Raw genomic sequence first — 17,461 nt, forward strand, 5'->3', positions numbered from 1 at the left:
TCTTTGGGCACAGCAATTTTGTTCTTGCTTTGTGCCGGCAGCTATGGTACTAATCTCGCTATGGTGCTAACTGGCTCCAACGACCCGCCGCTTGGCGGGTTTTTTGTTTCCGCTCGATCTCGGGCGCAGGTCACGCCAAGATAACAACCACTGCGACCACCCCGAACAGCGCGATCAGCAGTAAGTCGGCGACCCGGTAAAGTTTCAGCGCCCGTCGGATGTCGGTGCTCTCGATATCGTCGCGGCGGCCGCCTTCGCCCATCAACGCGTCTTCGACCATGACGCCGTCATAGGAACGGGGGCCGGCGAGCGCCAGGCCGAGCGCACCGGCCATCGCTGCTTCCGGCCAGCCGGCATTGGGCGAGCGGTGTTTTTTCGCATCGCGCCGCACAGCATGCCAGGCGGCTTTGGCATCGGCGCCCTTGACCAGGAAAGCGGCAAGCACGATCAGCAGCGCCGTCAGCCGTGATGCCGGCAGGTTGATCCAATCGTCGAAGCGCGCCGCCGCCCAGCCGAAGGCCTCGTGGCGCGGGGTGCGGTGGCCGATCATCGAATCGGCGGTGTTGGCGGCCTTGTAGGCGACGCCGCCGGCGAGCCCGCCAACGCCGATCCAGAACGCCGGCGCGACGACGCCGTCGGAGAAGTTCTCGGCCAGGCTTTCGATCGCGGCGCGGCAGACAGCGGCCCTGTCGAGCTTTTCCGGGTCGCGGCCGACGATCCGCGAGACGGCAATGCGGCCCATGTCCAGTCCGCCGCTGTCGAGGGCGTCGGCCACCGCTTCGACATGCTCGGCCAGGCTCTTCTGCGACAGCAGCGACGTCGCCAGGATTGCGATGACCAACAAGCCGAGGGGAATGCTCCAAAGCATGGCTTCGATCCAGAAGGCGAGGGCGGCCGGCACCAGCACGATGACCAGCAGCGCGAGCACGCCCCAGCGGCGACGGTGGGCGTCGGAATCAGTGGCGCGGTTGAGCCTGCCGTCGAGAAAGGATATCAGCCTGCCGAACCAGGTGACGGGATGGCCAATGGCATCGAAGAGCTGGGCCGGGTAGCCGAGTACAAGTTCGATGGCCAGCGACAGGAAAGTGATCAGGATCGACATGAAGTCTCTTGATGGAGTGACGGCGGCAGTGGACCACGGCGGAAGCCTTGGCCGGGCGAGGGCGCTTTTCCCTCACGCGCCGCTGCCTTTCGTCGACCTCTCGACCGGGATCAATCCGCACTCCTACCCGCTTTTCGATTTGCCCGCCACCGCCCTGTCGCGATTGCCGGAAGCAGCGCGTGCCCGCGAATTGGCCGAAGTCGCGGCAAGCGCCTATGGCGCTCCATCGGCGGCGAATGTCGCAGCGGCGCCCGGCACGCAGATCCTGTTGCCGCGCGTCGCTTCGCTGGTCAGCCCGGGCAGGGCGCTGGTGCTCGGGCCGACTTATGCCGAGCATCGGCGGGCAGCGGCGATCGCCGGCCATGCGGCGGCTGAAGTCGATGATTTCGAAGCCTTGGCGGCGGCCGACCTTGCCGTCGTCGTCAATCCCAACAACCCGGACGGGCGCGTCGTCGAGCGCGAAAGATTGCTTCGACTTGCCGCAAAATTGCGCGCCAGAGGCGGGCTGCTGGTCGTCGACGAGGCCTTCATGGATGTCGGCCCACGCAGCGAAAGTCTCGCTGGCGACGTCGACCAGGGCGGCATCGTCGTGCTGCGCTCGTTCGGCAAGTTCTTCGGCCTGGCCGGCCTGCGGCTTGGCTTTGCATTGACCGACGCGCTGACGGTCGAGCGGCTGCAGGCGCAATTCGGGCCATGGGCGATTTCCGGGCCGGCGCTCGAATATGGCATAAGGGCGCTTGCCGATACCGGCTGGCAGGCCGGGATGCGGCGCCGATTGGCCGAGGATGCCGCACGGCTCGATGCGCTGTTCGGCCGGTTCGGCGTGCCTGTCGCCGCTGGCACCGCGCTGTTCCGCTATATCAGGCTGGCGAACGCCGCCCGCCTGTTTTCGGTGCTCGGCCAGCGCGGCATCCTGCTTCGGCATTTCGCCGACCGGCCGGATGTGTTGCGCGCCGGCCTACCGGGAGCCGACGAAGAATGGCGGCGGCTCGAATCAGCGCTTGCCGGCTGGGCCTCGCGGCGCGACGATGATGCCAAGGGAGAAACGATCCAATGATCCATGTCTGCTCGCTGTCCAAAGTCGAGGAAACGGTGACGAAGACCGGGGCCGGGCGGCTGCTTTCGCTGCTCGCTGCCGGCACGGAGGTGATGCGGCCGGCCTCGATCACCAGGGAAAACCATCTGCACCTGGTCATGCACGACATTGCGGTAGCGCAGGAGGGCATGACCATGCCGGGCGAGGAGCATGTCTTGAACCTGCTCGATTTCGCCCGCCAATGGGATCGCTCGCGGCCGCTGGTGGTGCATTGCTATGCCGGCATCAGCCGGTCGACCGCCTCGGCCTACATTATCGCGGCAGCGCTGGCGCCGAAGCGCGATGAAGCCGAACTGGCCAAGACGCTGCGCGCGCTGTCGCCCACGGCGACACCCAATCCGCGGCTGATCGCAATTGCCGACGCACTGCTCGAGCGCGACGGCCGCATGAGCCGCGCCATCGAGGCGATCGGGCGCGGCGCCGAAGCGTTTGAGGGCACGCCGTTTGCGCTGAGGATCGAGGGCTAGTTACGCCAGCCAATCCGCCAGCTTTGCCTTGCGCACGTCCTTCAGCAAGCTGATGAAGCCGTCGGCTTGATGCTCGGCGGTGAGCCGGCCTTTTTCGGCGGTTGCAATGCTGGCGTCGCCGACCACGCCATTCGGGTTGAGGTCGCTGGCGATCCAGGCGAAGGCGTGTGTTCCGGTGTGGCGCAGCAGCGAAAATTCCTTTTCGGCGCGGGCGACCTTGGACACGAAATTATCGGCCTTGGCCATGTCGACGAGGTCGGGCCGGAAGTGCAGCATCAGCGAGGTCTCGACGTCGCCGCCATGAATGCCGTGGCGGTCTTCGAGGTCGGTGTACATGCCGGCCGGCCGGCCAAACCGTTGCCAGCTGGTCTTTACCGCCAGCATCTTTGCCCGCACGCGCAATTCGCGGGTGACGATGCCCATGATCTCCTCATTGCCGCCATGCGAGTTGACGACAATCAGTTTTCGGACGCCGGCGCGTGCGACCGACAGGCCAAGTTCGGTCCACGCCTCGACCAGGGTCGTCGCCGGCAGAGTGAGGGTGCCGGGCGCATGCAAATGCTCGTTCGACTTGCCCACCGCCTGAACCGGCAGGATGCGGATGTCGAGATCGCCGGGCAGGCGCGCGATCACCGTTTCCAGCATGCCGTTCATGATCGAGGTGTCGGTCGAAACCGGCAGATGGGGCCCGTGCTGCTCGATCGCCGCCAGCGGCAGAACGGCAATGGTCGCCTCAGGATCGACGGTCGCGTATTCGGTGGTCCGGTAGTCACCCCACCATACGCGTTTTTTTGTTCCGGCCATTTTTTACCTCGAAGAGACTGGATGCGCGCTTGATGAGGGGCGGCACCAACCTTTGTCGTGTAACTTGAGATCATCGGCCTGTCGATTCCAGCCGCTGGCCAGCGCTCCTCAACCCGCCGCGATGACCTCGATCTCGACCTTAAACTCCGGCCGGGCAAAGCCGGACACGATCATCAGCGTCGAGGCCGGCGCCGGACTGGCGAACAGCCGGTCGCGAACCTCCATATAGGGCCGCAGGAAGGCGCGGTCGGTGACGTAGGCGTTGATGCGGACGATGTCGGACAGGCCGAGCCCGGCCTCGCCGAGAATCGCCGCTATGTTCTGGAAACAGAGCTCGGCCTGTGCGCCGGCCTCCTCGGGGATCTGGTCGTCCGCTGTGATCGCGACCTGGCCCGAACACAGCACCAGCCGCTTGCCGGGCGGCAGCTCGACGCCATGGCTGTAGCGGGCGAAGGGCGGCTTGATCGACTTCGGCGTGAGAAATTTGAACATGGCAATCTCCGTTCACGGCAGCGTAAAGCTGGATGTAGGCGGGCATCAAGATGGCGGTGCATGTCACGAGGGCGATTGTGGACAGGCGATCAAAAAGTAGGCACGATGCCTTCCGTACAGCATGACCCGTCCGGCCTTCGCGCCGCCATTGCACAGGCGGGCATTGCACAAGCGGGCGGTCCCGACGCAACGCGCCGGTGGCATGTGTCTTGCTTCTTGAAACAATGGTGTCGAGCCCGGCGCGTGATGCGCCGGAGCGAACAAAGGGTGGTGTGGATGTACGGAAGACTCAAGATTTCGGCGGGCGTGATCGGGCTGCTTGGCGCAGGTACGCTTGCCGCGGCAGCGAACGAAAAAGTCACCTTCGGCACCAACTGGCTGGCCGAGCCGGAACATGGCGGTTACTACCAAGCCGTGGTGGATGGTACCTATGCCGCATGCGGCATCGACGTGACGATCATGCAGGGCGGCCCACAGGTCAGCGGCCGGCCGCTGCTGCTCGCAGGTAAGATCGATTTCTACATGGGCGGCAATCTGCTGTCGGCCTTCGATGCCGTGCAGCAAGGCATACCGATGCGCGTCGTGGCCGCCGACTTCCAGAAGGACCCGCAGGTCATCATGTCCCATCCCGGCCAGGGGCTGGACAAATGGGAAGACCTGAAGAACGCCGACCAGTACATCCTCGGCGACGAAGGTGCGCAGACCTTCTTCCAGTGGATGGTCACCGACCTCGGCTTCGATGCCGCAAAACGCGTGCCCTACACTTTCAACCCGGCTCCGTTCATCGCCAACAAGAAGTCGATCCAGCAGGGCTACGTCACCTCGGAGCCATTCGCCGTCCAGAAGCAGGGCGGTTTCACGCCGAACCAGTTCCTGCTGGCCGACTATGGCTGGGACACATATGCAACGACGGTCGAAACCATGCAGGAGACGGTCGACAAGCGGCCCGAGGTGGTCCAGTGCTTCGTCGATGGCTCGGCCAAGGGCTGGTACAATTATCTCTACGGCGACAACAAGGCCGCCAACGAGATGATCAAGAAGGAAAATCCGGACATGACGGATGAGCAGATCGCCTTCTCGATCGAGCAGCTGAAGAAGTTCGGCGTGGTCGATTCCGGCGACAGCGAAAAGCTCGGCATCGGCGCCATGACCGATGCGCGCATCCAAAGTTTTTACGACAAGATGGTCAAGGCCAAGGTAACACCGGCGGGCATCGACATCAAGAAGGCCTACACGCTGGCCTTCGTCAACAAGAGCATCGGGCTCGACCTGAAGAAGTAGGCCGTGAAGCTGGAGAAAGTGGCGCAACAGCCAGGAAGCGTATCGGGGCCGACGCTGTTGGCGCTGCGTGGCGTCGGCAAGGTGTTTTCCAACGGCGTCACCGCGCTCAGCAATGTCGAGCTGACGATCCGGGAAGGCGATTTCCTCAGCCTGCTCGGACCGTCGGGCTGCGGCAAGTCGACGGCGCTGCGGCTGATTGCCGGCCTGTCGACGCCGACCTCGGGTGTGCTCGACTGGCGCGGCAGCGGCGCCCTCGATCGTTCAAATATCGGCGACCGCTCGAATATCGGCTTCGTCTTCCAGGAGCCGACGCTGCTGCCCTGGGCCGATGTCTTCGACAATGTCTGGCTGCCGCTGCGGCTGAAGGGTGTGTCGCGGGCCAAGGCGGCGCCGGCGGTGATGGAGATGCTGGCGCGGGTTCACCTGACCGGCTTCGAGAATGCCGTGCCGCGCGAATTATCAGGCGGCATGAAGATGCGCGTCTCGATTGCCCGCGCCATGGTGACCAAGCCGCGCATTCTGTTGATGGACGAGCCATTCGCCGCACTCGACGAGATCACCCGCTTCAAGCTCAACAACGATCTTCTGGAGCTATGGCAGGATGAGCGTTTTACCGTCGTTTTCGTCACTCACAGCGTCTTCGAAAGCGTTTTCCTCTCCAACCGCGTCGTCGTCATGGCGGCGCGGCCGGGCCGGGTGTTTGCCGAGCTTGCCGTCGATGCATCCTATCCGCGCGACGAGGCGTTTCGCACCTCGCCCGATTATGCCGCGCTCTGCCGCCAGGCATCCGACGTGCTGATCGGCGCCATCAACTCAACTGCCGGACCGCATCATGACGGCCATTGAAGAACAAGTCCTGGCGCTCGACCCGGAGGAGGCGCGTCGCGTTCGCCAGGAGCGCTTCGAGCGCATCGGCAGGTGGCTGCTGCCGCTGGCGATCATGATCCTGGCGATCTGGCTGTGGGACCGCGTCTGCGTCTGGAACGACATCCCGAAATATATCCTGCCGCGTCCCGGCGTGGTGCTGCAGACGCTGCACGACGATGCCGGGCTGCTGTTCTCCTCGCTGCTGGTGACGCTCAGGATCACCTTCTTGAGCCTGCTTCTCGCCGTCATCGGCGGCGTCGGGCTGGCAGTGCTGTTCGCGCAGTCGAAATGGGTGGAGATGTCGTTCTTTCCGTTCGCCATCGTGCTGCAGGTGACGCCGATCGTCGCGATTTTTCCGCTGATCAACATCTATGTCGACAACCAGACGACAAAGCTGCTGCTTTGCGCCTGGATCGTCGCCTTCTTCCCGATCCTCTCCAACACCACGCTCGGCCTCAATTCCGTCGACCGCAATCTGCGCGATTTGTTCAAGCTCAACGGTGCCACCCGCTGGCAGCAATTGCGCTATCTGCGGCTGCCGGCGGCGATGCCTTATTTCCTCGGCGGGCTGAAGATCGCCGGCGGCCTGTCGCTGATCGGCGCGGTGGTGGCCGAGTTCGTCGCCGGCGCCACCGGCCAGTCGTCCGGCCTCGCCTCGCGCATCATCGAGGCCGGCTACCGGCTCAACGCACCAAGGCTGTTCGCGGCGCTGATCCTGATCTCGCTCACGGGCATCCTGATCTTCCTGGTGCTGTCGCTGATTTCGCATCTCATTTTGCGGCGCTGGCACGAGAGCGCGCTGAGGCAGGAGCGGTGATGGTGGACAGCGCCGCCTTGATACCAGCTTCTGGTTCCTACCATCTCGCCAAGGTTCGGCTTCATGCCTCACTGACGCCGGGCTTTTCTGGAGCCTTCGATACCGACGGGTTTGGGCTCGCGGATATCGCCATCGCCGATGGCAAGATCTCCGGGATTACGGCGCATCGATCCAACGCACAGGCAGGCGCCATCGACCTTGGCGGCCGGATCGTCTTGCCCTGCTTCGTCGACTGCCACACCCATATCGACAAGGGCCATATCTGGCCTCGAAAGCCGAACCCGGACGGCACCTTCATGGGCGCGCTGAACGCAACGGGCGCCGACCGCGCGGCGCACTGGAGCGCCGACGACGTTGCCCGCCGCATGGATTTTTCGCTGCGCTCTGCCTATGCGCATGGCACCAAGGCGCTGCGTACGCATCTCGACAGCGTTGCGCCGCAGGAAGAGATCTCCTGGCCGGTGTTCGAGACGATGCGGGAGAAATGGCGCGGCCGCATCGAGCTGCAGGCGGCCTGCCTGCTCGGCATCGAAGGCGTGCGCGACAGGAAATGGTTCGAGAGGCTGGCCAAGCGGGTGGCTGCCGCCAAGGGCGTGCTCGGCGTCGTCACCTATATGGTGCCGGACCTCGAGGAACTGCTTGACCAGGTGTTTGCGCAGGCGATCAAGCATGGCCTCGACCTCGATTTCCATGCCGACGAGACCGACGATGTCTCGGCGATCTCGCTCAAGAAGATTGCCGAAGCCGCCCTCTGGAACGGTTTTGACGGGAACATCCTGGTCGGCCATTGCTGCTCGCTGGCGCGCCAGCCCGATCTCGAGGTGCTCGACACGCTGGACAAGGTCGCCAAGGCCGGCCTGGCGGTGGTGTCGCTGCCGATGTGCAATCTCTATTTGCAGGACCGGCGCGGCGATAACACCACGCCGCGCTGGCGCGGGGTGACGCTGCTGCACGAGATGAAGGCGCGCGGCATTGCCGTCGCCGTCGCCTCCGATAATACGCGCGACCCGTTCTACGCCTATGGCGATCTCGACATGCTGGAGGTCTATCGCACGGCGACGCGCATCCTGCATCTCGACCATCCCGTCGCTGACTGGCCGCAAGCGGTGACAGCGACGCCGGCCAAGGTGATGCGGCTCGATGGTTTCGGCACGCTTGCCGCCGGAGGGCCGGCCGATTTCGTCGTCTTCAAGGGGCGAAGCTGGACGGAATTGCTGTCGCGGCCCGAATCGGATCGCATCGTGGTGCGCGACGGCCAGGCGATCGAACGCCAGCTGCCCGATTATGCCGAACTCGATGATCTGATGGTGGAATGATGGATATTGCGGCGCTCAAGCGCGACCTGGACGGCCTCAAGGTCGACGACCATCCGGCGATCGTCCAGCAGAAGAGCCGCGACTTCTACTGGTACAGCCCGGTGCTGAAGCAGCAGCTCGAGCATGTCACCGGCGACCTGATCGTGACGCCGAAAACGGAAGACGAGGTCGTCCGCGTGCTCGCCGCCTGCCACCGGCATGGCGTGCCGGTGACGCCGCGCGGCAGCGGCACCGGCAATTACGGGCAGGCGATGCCCCTGTCCGGCGGCGTCGTGCTCAATCTCGCCGAGATGAACGCGATCAAGGCGATCGCGCCCGGTCGTGTCGTCACCGGTCCCGGCGCCGTGCTCGCCGACATCGACAAGGCGACGCGGGCGCATTCCGGCCAGGAGCTCCGCATGTCGCCGTCGACCTACAACACGGCATCGATCGGCGGCTTCGTCGCCGGCGGCTCCGGCGGTATTGGCTCGATCCGCTGGGGCGGCTTGCGCGACCTCGGCAACGTCATCCGGCTGAGGACCGTGACGATGGAGGCACAGCCCCGCGTCATGGAGCTCACCGGCGAGGACGTGCTGAAAGTGATGCACGCCTACGGCACCAACGGCATCATCACCGAAGTCGAGATGCCGCTAACCGCCAGTTATGACTGGATCGACGTCATCGTCGGCTTCGACGATTTCATGGATGCGGCCGGCTTCGGCAACGATCTCGCCATCCAGGACGGCATCCTGGCGAAGCTGATCACGCCGATAGCAGCACCCATCCCCTACGATTACTTCAAGCGCCACCAGCGGTTTTTCCGGCGCGGCCAAAGCATCGTCGTCCTGATGATCGCGCCGCATGCGATGGATGCCTTCCTCGCCTTCACTGCGCGCAGTAAGGGCGAGATCGTCTTTCGCGCCGATAAGGAGGCCGATCTCAAGGGGCTGCCGCCGGCCTATGAGCTGACCTGGAACCACACCACGCTGCGCGCCATCCGGGTCGACCCGACGATCACCTATCTGCAGACCCGCTACCCGTCGCCGGACCACCTCGGTCACGTCAAGGCGATGGTCGAACGCTTCGGCGACGAGGTGCCGGCGCATCTCGAATTTATCCGCTTCGATGGCGCCATCGGCATCGCCGGATTGCCGCTGGTGCGCTTCACCACGGCGGAGCGGCTGTACGAGATCATCCGCATCCACGAAGACAATGGCTGCTGGATCTTCAACCCGCACCGCTACACGCTGGAAGAAGGCGGCATGAAGCGGACGGATGAAGTGCAACTGGCTTTCAAGCGTGAGACCGACCCGCAAGGGCTGCTCAATCCGGGCAAGATGATCGCCTGGGAAAACCCGGACTATGATTATCGCTCAGGCAAGTCGTTCCTGTTCAAGGGGCTGGAGAAGACGGGTTGAACGTCCTCGTCCTCTACGCTCATCCGGTCGAGACCAGCTTCAATGCCGGCCTGCACCGGACCATCGTCGAGCGCCTGAAGGCCGCCGGCCATGTCGTGGACGACTGCGATCTCTATGCCGAGGGTTTCGATCCCAGGCTGACGCGGGCCGAACGGCTGTCCTATCACGACGAACGCAGCGACGGCGATCCGGCGTCGCCTTATGTCGAGCGCTTGCTGTGGGCCGAGGCGCTGGTGCTGTCATTTCCGGTGTGGAACTTCGGCTATCCGGCCATTCTGAAAGGCTTTTTCGATCGGGTCTTCCTGCCCGGCGTGTCGTTCAAGCTGGTCGACGGCAAGGTGCAGCCGTCGCTGCACAACATTCGCAAGGTGGCGGCGGTCACCACCTATGGCGGCGGCCGGTTCCGCGCCATTCTGATGGGCGACCCACCGCGCAAGCTGGTCAAACGGGTGCTGCGTGCGACGATCAAGCCCGGCGGCTCGGTTTCCTACCTCGCGCATTACTCGATGAACCTGTCGACCGGCGAGACGCGGACGAGGTTCGTGGCGAAGGTCGCGGCCAGGATGGACGCGTTCTGACGCGGGAGGGGATTTTTCCTTCTCCCCTTCTTGTGGGAGAAGGTGGATCGGCGCGTAGCGCCGAGCCGGATGAGGGGTGCTGGAAGAAACGCGGCGTGGAAAGATCGAGGGATGGGTGCGCTAAATTGACGAGGATGGGAGCGCTAATTCTTTCGAGGTAGCGATCCTTCCAACACCCCTCATCCGACCGAGCTTCGCTCGGCCACCTTCTCCCACAAGGGGAGAAGGGAAGGTGCGCTACGCCCGCACCCGCTCCGCTTTCGGATCATACATAGGTTTCAGCGACGCTTCCGCCGCAAAGCGCTCGCCGGCGATCTCGATCTCGTAAGACGACGACAGCACATTCGCCTCGCTCTCACCCTTGCAAGGCACGTAGCCAAGCCCGATTGCGCCGCCGAGATGATGGCCGTAATTGCCCGAGGTGATCGGACCGACGATCTTGCCGTCGCGCAGGATCGCCTCGTTGTGGAAGAGCAGCGGCTCGGGGTCGTTCAGGCGGAACTGCACCAGCCGGCGTGACAGGCCGGTTTCTTTCTTCTTCAGCACCGCATCGCGGTCGAGGAAATAGCTCTTGGCCGTCTTCACGGCGAAGCCAAGGCCGGCCTCCAGCACATTGTCTTCGTCGGTGATGTCGTGGCCGAAATGCCGGAACGCCTTTTCGATGCGGCAGGAGTCCAGCGTGTGCAGGCCGCATAGCTTCAGACCGACATCGGCGCCGGCCTCTTCTATCGCCTCGAAGACGTGGGCGGCCTGATCGGTCGAGACATAAAGCTCCCAGCCGAGCTCGCCGACATAGGTGACGCGGTGGGCGCGGGCCAGGCCCATGCCGATCTCGATCTCCTGAAACGTTCCGAACGGATTGTTGTCATTGGAGAAATCATTCGGGCTGACCTTTTGGATCAGCTTCCTCGAATCCGGGCCCATCAGGCAAAGCACCGCTTCGGCAGCGGTCACATCGGTAATGACGACGAACTCGTCGGCAAGATGTTTTTTCAGCCAGGCCAGATCGCGCTGCAGCGTGGCGCCCGGCACGACGAGGAAGAAGGCTGTTTCGGACAATCGCGAGACGGTCAGATCGCTCTCGATACCGCCGCGCTGGTTGAGCATCTGGGTGTAGACGATCTTGCCCGGCGCCACGTCCATGTCGTTGGCGCAGAGCCTTTGCAGGAAGGCGCAGGCGTCGCGGCCTTCGACGCGGATCTTGCCGAACGAGGTCATGTCGAACAGGCCGACGCCGTTCCGGACCGCCAGATGCTCCTCGCGCTGGTTGTCGAACCAGTTCTGCCGTTTCCACGAATAGCGGTATTCGCGCTCCTGGCCGGGCCTAGCGAACCAGTTGGCGCGCTCCCAGCCGGCGACCTCGCCGAACACCGCGCCGCGCGTCTTCAGGTGCTCGTGCAGCGGCGAACGCCTCACGTTCCGCGAGGTTGCCATCTGCCGGTAAGGAAAATGATCGGCGTAGAGCAGGCCGAGCGTTTCAGAGACGCGCTCCTTGAGATAGCGGCGGTTCTTCTGGAACGGCTGGGCGCGGCGGATGTCGACCTCCCAGAGATCGAACGGCGCCTCGCCGTCATTGATCCATTGCGCCAGCGCCATGCCGGCGCCGCCGGAGGAGACGATGCCGATCGAATTGTAGCCGGTCGCCATCCAGTAGCCGGAAAGCTCCGGCGCCTCGCCGAGATAATAACGGTCGTCGGGGGTAAAACTCTCTGGGCCGTTGAAGAAGGTGTGGATGCCGGCGGTGGCCAGCATCGGCATGCGGTTGACGCCCATTTCGAGGATCGGCTCGAAATGGTCCATGTCCTGCGGCAACTGGTCGAAGCAGAACTCCTCGCTTATGCCGTTCATGCCCCACGGCTTGGCCACCGGCTCGAAAGCGCCGAGCATCATCTTGCCGGCATCTTCCTTGTAGTAGGCGCATTCGTCCGGCACGCGCAGCACCGGCAGGCGGGAGAGCCCCGGGATCGGCTCGGTGACGAGATAGAAATGCTCGCAGGCGTGCAGCGGGATGGTGACGCCGTTCTGGGCGCCAAGTTCGCGTGCCCACATGCCGGCGCAGTTGACGACGATATCGGCTTCGATCGTGCCTTGCTCGTCGCCTTGCGCCCAGGAGACGCCGGTGACGCGGCCGGCCCTGGTATGAACCTTGGTGACCTTCACGTTCTCCAGGATGGTCGCACCGCGCTGACGTGCGCCCTTGGCCAAGGCCATGGCGATGTTGGCCGGATCGCACTGGCCGTCGAGCGGCAGATGCACGGCGCCGACAACATCCGAAACATTGAGATGCGGGTACATCTCCTTGACTTCACCTGGCGAAATCTCGCGCACGTCGACATCGAAGGCGCGGGCGAGAGACGCCTGCCGATAGATCTCGTGCTTGCGCTCCTCGGTAAGCGCCACCGTGATCGAGCCAACCTGGCGCATGCCGGTGCCGACATCGGTCTCGGCCTCGAGCTTGACGTAGAGATCGGCCGAATACTTCGCCAGCCGGGTCATGTTCTGCGAGCCGCGCAGCTGGCCGATCAGGCCGGCAGCGTGCCATGTCGTGCCCGATGTCAGCTGCTTGCGCTCGAGCAGAACGATGTCGGTCCAGCCGAGCTTGGCCAGATGATAGGCGACCGAGCAGCCGGAGACGCCGCCACCGATGATGACCGCCCTTGCTTTGGGAGGAATGGCCTTGGTCGGTATGGTTTTGGCGGGCGGCGAGTTCATGCGGCTTCGCGGCGGTAGCTGGAGGCGAAGCGGCGCAGGCGCGTGGCAGCCTCCATCAGCACCGGCTCAGGCTGGCAGAGGCTGAAGCGGATGTGGCCGGCTGCAGCTTCGCCGAAGCTCGAGCCGGGCATGACGCCGACCTTCTCCTGGTCGAGGAACGCCCAGGCGAATTTCTCATCGTCCGGCTCGATCGCCGATATGTCGAGCATCACGTACATGCCGCCCTCGGAGCCGCGCACGGTGATGTTGTTCATGCCGCGCATGGCATCGAGAACGACGGCGCGCCTTGCGGCATAGCGCTCGGCGATCTCCTTGACGCCGTAGCCGTTTTCGAGCGCCTCGGCGCAGGCGAGGCTGATGAAGGCCGGCAGGCCGTAGGTCATCACCAGATTGAGGTCGGTCAGCAGCGAGACCATTGGTTCGGGCCCGGTCAGCCAGCCCATGCGCCAGCCGGTCATGCCGTGGCTCTTGGACATCGAATTGATGACCAGCGTACGTTCGGCCATGCCGGGCAGCGAGCGTGGTGAGACGTGCTCGCCGCCACCCAGCGTCCAGTAGACCTCGTCCGACAGCAGCCATAGGTCATGCTCGCGGCAGATCTGCGCCAGCTCTTCCAGGCGCTCGCGCAAATAGACGGCACCGGTCGGGTTGTTCGGCGTGTTGATCAGAATGGCGCGGGTGTTCGGCCGTAGGGCGGCGCGGATCTCGGCGGCGCGCGGCTGAAAGCCATCCTCGGCGGGTGTCTCGACGACGCTGAACGCGGCGCCCGCCGCGCTGAAGGTATTGGGATAGGTGGCGTAATAGGGCGCGACGACGATGGCATGGTCGCCCTGGTCGAGAACAGCTTGAATAGCTGCGTAAAGCGCGGCCTGCCCGCCCGGCGTGGCGATGACCTGGTCGGGGCTGGTCGCAACACCGGTGCAGAGCGTCGAGGCCGCCGCCATCGCCTTGCGCAGCCGCGGAACGCCGGCAAGTGGGGTGTAGTGGTGATTGCTGGCGCGGACCGCCGTCACGCAGGCTTCGATCGTCTCGCTCGGCGTGTCGAAATCATGGTCGCCGACCGACAGCATGATGATGTCCTCGCCGGCCTGCTTGCGCGCCCAGGCAGCGGAATGAACCTCCCAGCCATCCTTGCCCGAAGGCACGATGCCGGAAATGCGCGATGATGGCCTGGGCATTATGCTACTCCCGAAATTTCGTAGCCGGCCTGTTCGAGCCGGTCGCGCAAGGCGGCGATGTGGGCCGGTCCGACTTCGCAGCAGCCGCCGACGATGCCGGCGCCGGCCTCGACCCAGCCGATCGCCTGGCCGGCATAGGCGTCCGGATCGAGGTCGTGGCGGGCGTGCAGCACTTCGACGGTGCCGCCATGCTTGAGCGCCTCGACCGAGGTGAAGCCATTGGCATAGGCGCCGACCGCACCGCCGAGAGCGATCAGTCCGGGCAGCGCTGCAGCGATCGCTTCGGGCCGACAGCAATTGATCAGCCGGGCCGCGACGGGTAGGCCGTCAAGAGCGCCCGACGCCGCCGCAATGGCTTCGCCGCTGCGCAGGCGCGGCATGCCGTGATCCGCGAGCGTCCACGACACCCAGACAGGCTTGCCGCTTTCCGATGCCGCGGTGACGGCGGCGCGCGCCTCTTCGGCCGACGCCATGGTTTCGCACAGAAACAGATCGACGCCGTCCGCCTGCTCGGCAACTATACGGCGATAGATGTCGAGCGTATCCTGGAAGGATATCGTCAGCGCCGGCGCATAGCTGCCGAACAGCGGCGATAGGCAGCCGGCGATCGCCGCGTCGCCGGTCTGGTCGCGTGCTTGCCTTGCCAGTTCGATGCCGCGCTTCTGCAAAGGCTTGAACAGCTCTTCCGCGCCCTCGCGCGCCAGCCGCTCCGGCGTTGCGGAATAAGTGTTGATGGTGATGACGCGGGCTCCGGCGCGGATGAATTCCGCATGCAGGTCGCGCACCAGATCCGGTTCGTCGATCAGCACCCTGGCCGACCAGAGCGGCGTCGGCTCGGAGCTGCTGCGGCGGACCAGCTCCTGGCCCATGCCGCCATCGGTGAGGATGACTTTCTTCATGCTTTGAGCCTCTCGTTCTTCGGATCCCATAACGGCTCATCCTTCTGCACGATCGCCCGAAAACGTTCGCCGAAGATCTCGACCTCGACCGCGGTTCCCGGCTCGGTGAGGTCGGCGCGCAGCATGCCGAGCGCGATCGACTTGTCGATGCGATGACCCCAGCCGCCGGATGTCGTCTCGCCGACGATCCGGCCGTCATGCCAAAGCGTCGACATGTAAGGTGTGTCGCAGTCGCCGGGATTTTCGACGACCAGCGTGACGAAGCGTTTCTTGACGCCTTGCTGCTTTTCGCTCTGCAACGCCGCCTTACCGCGGAAGTCGGACTTGTCCCATCTGACGAAGCGCTCCAGCCCGCCCTGCAGGATCGAGTAGTCGGTCGACAGATCGCCCTTCCACGTACAGTAGCCTTTTTCGAGCCGCAGCGAATCCAGCGCGTACATGCCGAATGGTTTCAGGCCGTGCCTCTGGCCGGCCGCCCAGACAGCGTCGAAGATGACTGCGGTATCGTCGACCTTGCTGTGGATTTCCCAGCCGAGCTCGCCAGCGAAGGATACGCGCACCAGCTTGGCCCAGCGCCCGGCGATCGATGTTTCCTGATGCGTCAGCCAGGGCAGGGTGAGGTCGGCCGCGCAGAGTTCGGCGAGGATGTTTCGCGAGTTGGGTCCGGCGAGGATCTGGGTCGAATACTCTTCTGTCCGGTCAGTCAACTTGAACGTCGCGTCCTTCGGCATGCGCGATTTCAGCCATTCGAAATCGTGCCACTGCGCCACCGCGGCGGTGATCAGCGTCATGTGATCTTCGTCGTGACGCACCACCGACATCTCGGTGACGACGCGGCCCTTGTCGTCGGCAAAGTAGACGAGGCCGATGCGGCCGGGTTTCGGCACCAGGCCTGTCACCTGGAGGCTCAGCCATTCGGCGGCACCCGGACCGTCTAGATTGAACCGGGAAAATCCCGGCAGGTCCAGAATGCCGGCGGCATCGCGGACGGCGAGGCATTCCTCGCGCACACGATGCTGCCAGGGGCCGTCACGGCGGAAGGTCAGCGTGGATTGTTCGGAGATGTCGTCGCCTGGCTTCGCATACCAGGTGGCGCGTTCCCAGCCATTATAGGCGTCGAACCGGGCGCCGAACGCCTTGATGCGGCCGTGGAGCGGCGACAGCTTGCGGTCGCGCCCAGCCGGCCAGGCGTGGCGCGGGAATTGGATGGCATACTCGTTGCCGTAGATCTCCATGCCCTTGGCGACGCAGTAATCCGGCGCCGACGCAAAGGCGGTGAAACGGCGTGGATCGCAGGACCACATGTCCCATTCGGTCTGGCCCTCGGTCACCCACTCGGCCAGCACTTTGCCGGCGCCGCCGCCCTGGGCGATGCCGAAGGTGAAGACGCAGGCCTCGAAGGCGTTGGGCACGCCGGGCATCGGGCCGATCAGCGGGTTGCCGTCCGGCGCATAGGGGATCGGCCCGTTGATGACCTTGGACAGCCCGGCGGTGCCGAGGATCGGCACGCGGGCGACGGCATCGGCCAGGTAATGTTCCAGCCGGTCGAGGTCGTCGGGAAACAGCTGGAACGAAAAGTCGTCCGGCATCGGGTCGTTGTGGCCGACCCAATGGGCGCGGCAATTGCGCTCATAGGGGCCGAGGTTCATGCCGTTCTTTTCCTGGCGCAGATAATAGGACGTATCGACGTCGCGCAGCAGCGGCAGCTTCTTGCCTTGTTCCTTCGACCACGCCGCCAGTTCGGGGATTTCCTCAAACAGGATGTATTGATGGCTCATCACCATCATCGGCACCTCGCGGCCGAACATCCTGCCGACTTCGGCGGCGCGGTAGCCGGCGGCGTTGACGACGATCTCGCAGCGAATCTCGCCTTGCGGCGTCTCGACCACCCACTCGTCGTTCTCGCGGCGCACGCCGGTGACCGGGCAGAAGCGGATGATCTTCGCACCCATGTCGCGCGCCCCCTTGGCCAGCGCCTGGGTCAATTGCGCCGGGTCGATGTCGCCGTCGCTCGGATCGTAGAGCGCGCCCTTCAGCTCATGCGTTTCGATGAAGGGGTAGCGGCGCTTGATCTCGTCGGGGCCGACGACATTGATGTCCATGCCCTGATAGCGGCCCATGCCCTTGGCGCGCTGGAATTCCTGCATACGCTCGATCGTATGGGCGAGCCTGAGCGAGCCGGTGACATGATAGTTCATGGGATAGCCGACCTCGTCGGCCAACCGGCGATAGAGCTCGGTCGAATAGCGCTGCATGTTCATCAGCGACCATGACGAGGAGAACGTCGGCACGTTGCCGGCGGCATGCCAGGTCGAGCCGGAAGTCAGCTCGTTCTTCTCCAGAAGCACGCAGTCGGTCCAGCCCGCCTTGGCGAGATGATAGAGCGAGGAGGCGCCGACGGCACCGCCTCCGATGATCACCACGCGTGCCGTGGTCGGCAAACTGGCCATGTTCT

General features: G+C 64.4%; 15 protein-coding genes. 8 read left to right on the top strand and 7 right to left on the bottom strand.

Features of this window, described 5'->3' with window-relative positions; all coding sequences use genetic code 11:
- Positions 1-130: 130 nt before the first annotated feature.
- On the bottom strand, positions 131-1,102 hold the full coding sequence (cbiB, locus tag NKH71_RS02300) for an adenosylcobinamide-phosphate synthase CbiB (RefSeq protein WP_352590124.1): 972 nt from the start codon (positions 1,100-1,102) through the stop codon (positions 131-133).
- Between cbiB and cobD the strand changes: the two genes are divergently transcribed.
- On the top strand, positions 1,101-2,159 hold the full coding sequence (gene cobD, locus NKH71_RS02305) for a threonine-phosphate decarboxylase CobD (RefSeq protein WP_352844392.1): 1,059 nt from the start codon (positions 1,101-1,103) through the stop codon (positions 2,157-2,159). The genes cbiB and cobD overlap by 2 nt on opposite strands.
- A complete protein-coding gene (locus NKH71_RS02310) occupies positions 2,156-2,665 on the top strand; it encodes a tyrosine phosphatase family protein (RefSeq protein ID WP_023719902.1) in 510 nt (169 codons plus the stop codon). Before cobD ends, NKH71_RS02310 begins: the two co-directional genes overlap by 4 nt.
- Here the strand turns inward: NKH71_RS02310 and NKH71_RS02315 are convergent, their stop codons facing one another.
- Both NKH71_RS02315 and NKH71_RS02320 read right to left on the bottom strand, forming a co-directional pair.
- Positions 2,666-3,469, bottom strand: a complete 804-nt coding sequence (locus tag NKH71_RS02315; RefSeq protein ID WP_023719903.1) for a creatininase family protein — start codon at positions 3,467-3,469, stop codon at positions 2,666-2,668.
- Positions 3,470-3,577: 108 nt separating this feature from the next.
- Positions 3,578-3,961 carry a RidA family protein gene (locus NKH71_RS02320; protein ID WP_352640494.1) on the bottom strand — a complete coding sequence of 128 codons (384 nt, stop codon included), beginning with the start codon at positions 3,959-3,961 and terminating at the stop codon, positions 3,578-3,580.
- A gap of 276 nt (positions 3,962-4,237) precedes the next feature.
- On the opposite strand from NKH71_RS02320, the gene NKH71_RS02325 reads away from it, so the two are divergent.
- The 6 genes from NKH71_RS02325 to NKH71_RS02350 are packed head-to-tail and all read left to right on the top strand — an operon-like array spanning position 4,238 to position 10,217.
- A complete protein-coding gene (locus NKH71_RS02325) occupies positions 4,238-5,242 on the top strand; it encodes an ABC transporter substrate-binding protein (RefSeq protein ID WP_352791243.1) in 1,005 nt (334 codons plus the stop codon).
- Between the two features lie 3 nt (positions 5,243-5,245).
- The gene (locus NKH71_RS02330) at positions 5,246-6,088 is read left to right on the top strand and encodes an ABC transporter ATP-binding protein (protein WP_023719906.1); all 843 of its coding nucleotides are present in this window, start codon (positions 5,246-5,248) and stop codon (positions 6,086-6,088) included.
- Positions 6,075-6,926, top strand: a complete 852-nt coding sequence (locus tag NKH71_RS02335) for an ABC transporter permease (RefSeq protein WP_352495936.1) — start codon at positions 6,075-6,077, stop codon at positions 6,924-6,926. The genes NKH71_RS02330 and NKH71_RS02335 overlap by 14 nt, the downstream gene beginning before the upstream one ends.
- 17 nt (positions 6,927-6,943) lie before the next feature.
- Positions 6,944-8,242 (top strand): cytosine deaminase, encoded by a 1,299-nt coding sequence (locus NKH71_RS02340; RefSeq protein WP_352791268.1) that lies wholly within the window; start codon positions 6,944-6,946, stop codon positions 8,240-8,242.
- Positions 8,242-9,639 carry an FAD-binding oxidoreductase gene (locus NKH71_RS02345; protein WP_084642772.1) on the top strand — a complete coding sequence of 466 codons (1,398 nt, stop codon included), beginning with the start codon at positions 8,242-8,244 and terminating at the stop codon, positions 9,637-9,639. Before NKH71_RS02340 ends, NKH71_RS02345 begins: the two co-directional genes overlap by 1 nt.
- Positions 9,636-10,217, top strand: a complete 582-nt coding sequence (locus tag NKH71_RS02350) for an NAD(P)H-dependent oxidoreductase (protein ID WP_352894224.1) — start codon at positions 9,636-9,638, stop codon at positions 10,215-10,217. Before NKH71_RS02345 ends, NKH71_RS02350 begins: the two co-directional genes overlap by 4 nt.
- A 237-nt stretch (positions 10,218-10,454) precedes the next feature.
- Here the strand turns inward: NKH71_RS02350 and NKH71_RS02355 are convergent, their stop codons facing one another.
- The 4 genes from NKH71_RS02355 to NKH71_RS02370 are packed head-to-tail and all read right to left on the bottom strand — an operon-like array spanning position 10,455 to position 17,456.
- Positions 10,455-12,929, bottom strand: coding sequence for a GcvT family protein (locus tag NKH71_RS02355; protein ID WP_352894226.1), 2,475 nt, complete (start codon positions 12,927-12,929; stop codon positions 10,455-10,457).
- Positions 12,926-14,107 carry a pyridoxal phosphate-dependent aminotransferase gene (locus NKH71_RS02360; RefSeq protein WP_023719911.1) on the bottom strand — a complete coding sequence of 394 codons (1,182 nt, stop codon included), beginning with the start codon at positions 14,105-14,107 and terminating at the stop codon, positions 12,926-12,928. The genes NKH71_RS02355 and NKH71_RS02360 overlap by 4 nt, the downstream gene beginning before the upstream one ends.
- Entirely contained in the window at positions 14,107-15,006 is a 900-nt protein-coding gene (locus NKH71_RS02365; RefSeq protein ID WP_023719912.1) for a homocysteine S-methyltransferase family protein, read from the bottom strand. The genes NKH71_RS02360 and NKH71_RS02365 overlap by 1 nt, the downstream gene beginning before the upstream one ends.
- Positions 15,003-17,456: a GcvT family protein gene (locus NKH71_RS02370; protein WP_352791106.1), complete on the bottom strand. Its 2,454-nt coding sequence runs from the start codon at positions 17,454-17,456 to the stop codon at positions 15,003-15,005. The genes NKH71_RS02365 and NKH71_RS02370 overlap by 4 nt, the downstream gene beginning before the upstream one ends.
- Positions 17,457-17,461 lie beyond the last annotated feature (5 nt).

This window comes from Mesorhizobium sp. M0983, assembly GCF_040318975.1.
Classification (GTDB): domain Bacteria; phylum Pseudomonadota; class Alphaproteobacteria; order Rhizobiales; family Rhizobiaceae; genus Mesorhizobium.

What these genes read in the sequence shown, in the direction of transcription:
- NKH71_RS02320 (WP_352640494.1), bottom strand. Translation starts at nt 3,961, where the DNA reads ATGTTCAAATTTCTCACGCCGAAGTCGATCAAGCCGCCCTTCGCCCGC.
- NKH71_RS02310 (WP_023719902.1), top strand. Translation starts at nt 2,156, where the DNA reads ATGATCCATGTCTGCTCGCTGTCCAAAGTCGAGGAAACGGTGACGAAG.
- NKH71_RS02315 (WP_023719903.1), bottom strand. Translation starts at nt 3,469, where the DNA reads ATGGCCGGAACAAAAAAACGCGTATGGTGGGGTGACTACCGGACCACC.
- NKH71_RS02325 (WP_352791243.1), top strand. Translation starts at nt 4,238, where the DNA reads ATGTACGGAAGACTCAAGATTTCGGCGGGCGTGATCGGGCTGCTTGGC.
- NKH71_RS02360 (WP_023719911.1), bottom strand. Translation starts at nt 14,107, where the DNA reads ATGCCCAGGCCATCATCGCGCATTTCCGGCATCGTGCCTTCGGGCAAG.
- cobD (WP_352844392.1), top strand. Translation starts at nt 1,101, where the DNA reads ATGAAGTCTCTTGATGGAGTGACGGCGGCAGTGGACCACGGCGGAAGC.
- NKH71_RS02335 (WP_352495936.1), top strand. Translation starts at nt 6,075, where the DNA reads ATGACGGCCATTGAAGAACAAGTCCTGGCGCTCGACCCGGAGGAGGCG.
- cbiB (WP_352590124.1), bottom strand. Translation starts at nt 1,102, where the DNA reads ATGTCGATCCTGATCACTTTCCTGTCGCTGGCCATCGAACTTGTACTC.
- NKH71_RS02355 (WP_352894226.1), bottom strand. Translation starts at nt 12,929, where the DNA reads ATGAACTCGCCGCCCGCCAAAACCATACCGACCAAGGCCATTCCTCCC.
- NKH71_RS02345 (WP_084642772.1), top strand. Translation starts at nt 8,242, where the DNA reads ATGGATATTGCGGCGCTCAAGCGCGACCTGGACGGCCTCAAGGTCGAC.
- NKH71_RS02365 (WP_023719912.1), bottom strand. Translation starts at nt 15,006, where the DNA reads ATGAAGAAAGTCATCCTCACCGATGGCGGCATGGGCCAGGAGCTGGTC.
- NKH71_RS02370 (WP_352791106.1), bottom strand. Translation starts at nt 17,456, where the DNA reads ATGGCCAGTTTGCCGACCACGGCACGCGTGGTGATCATCGGAGGCGGT.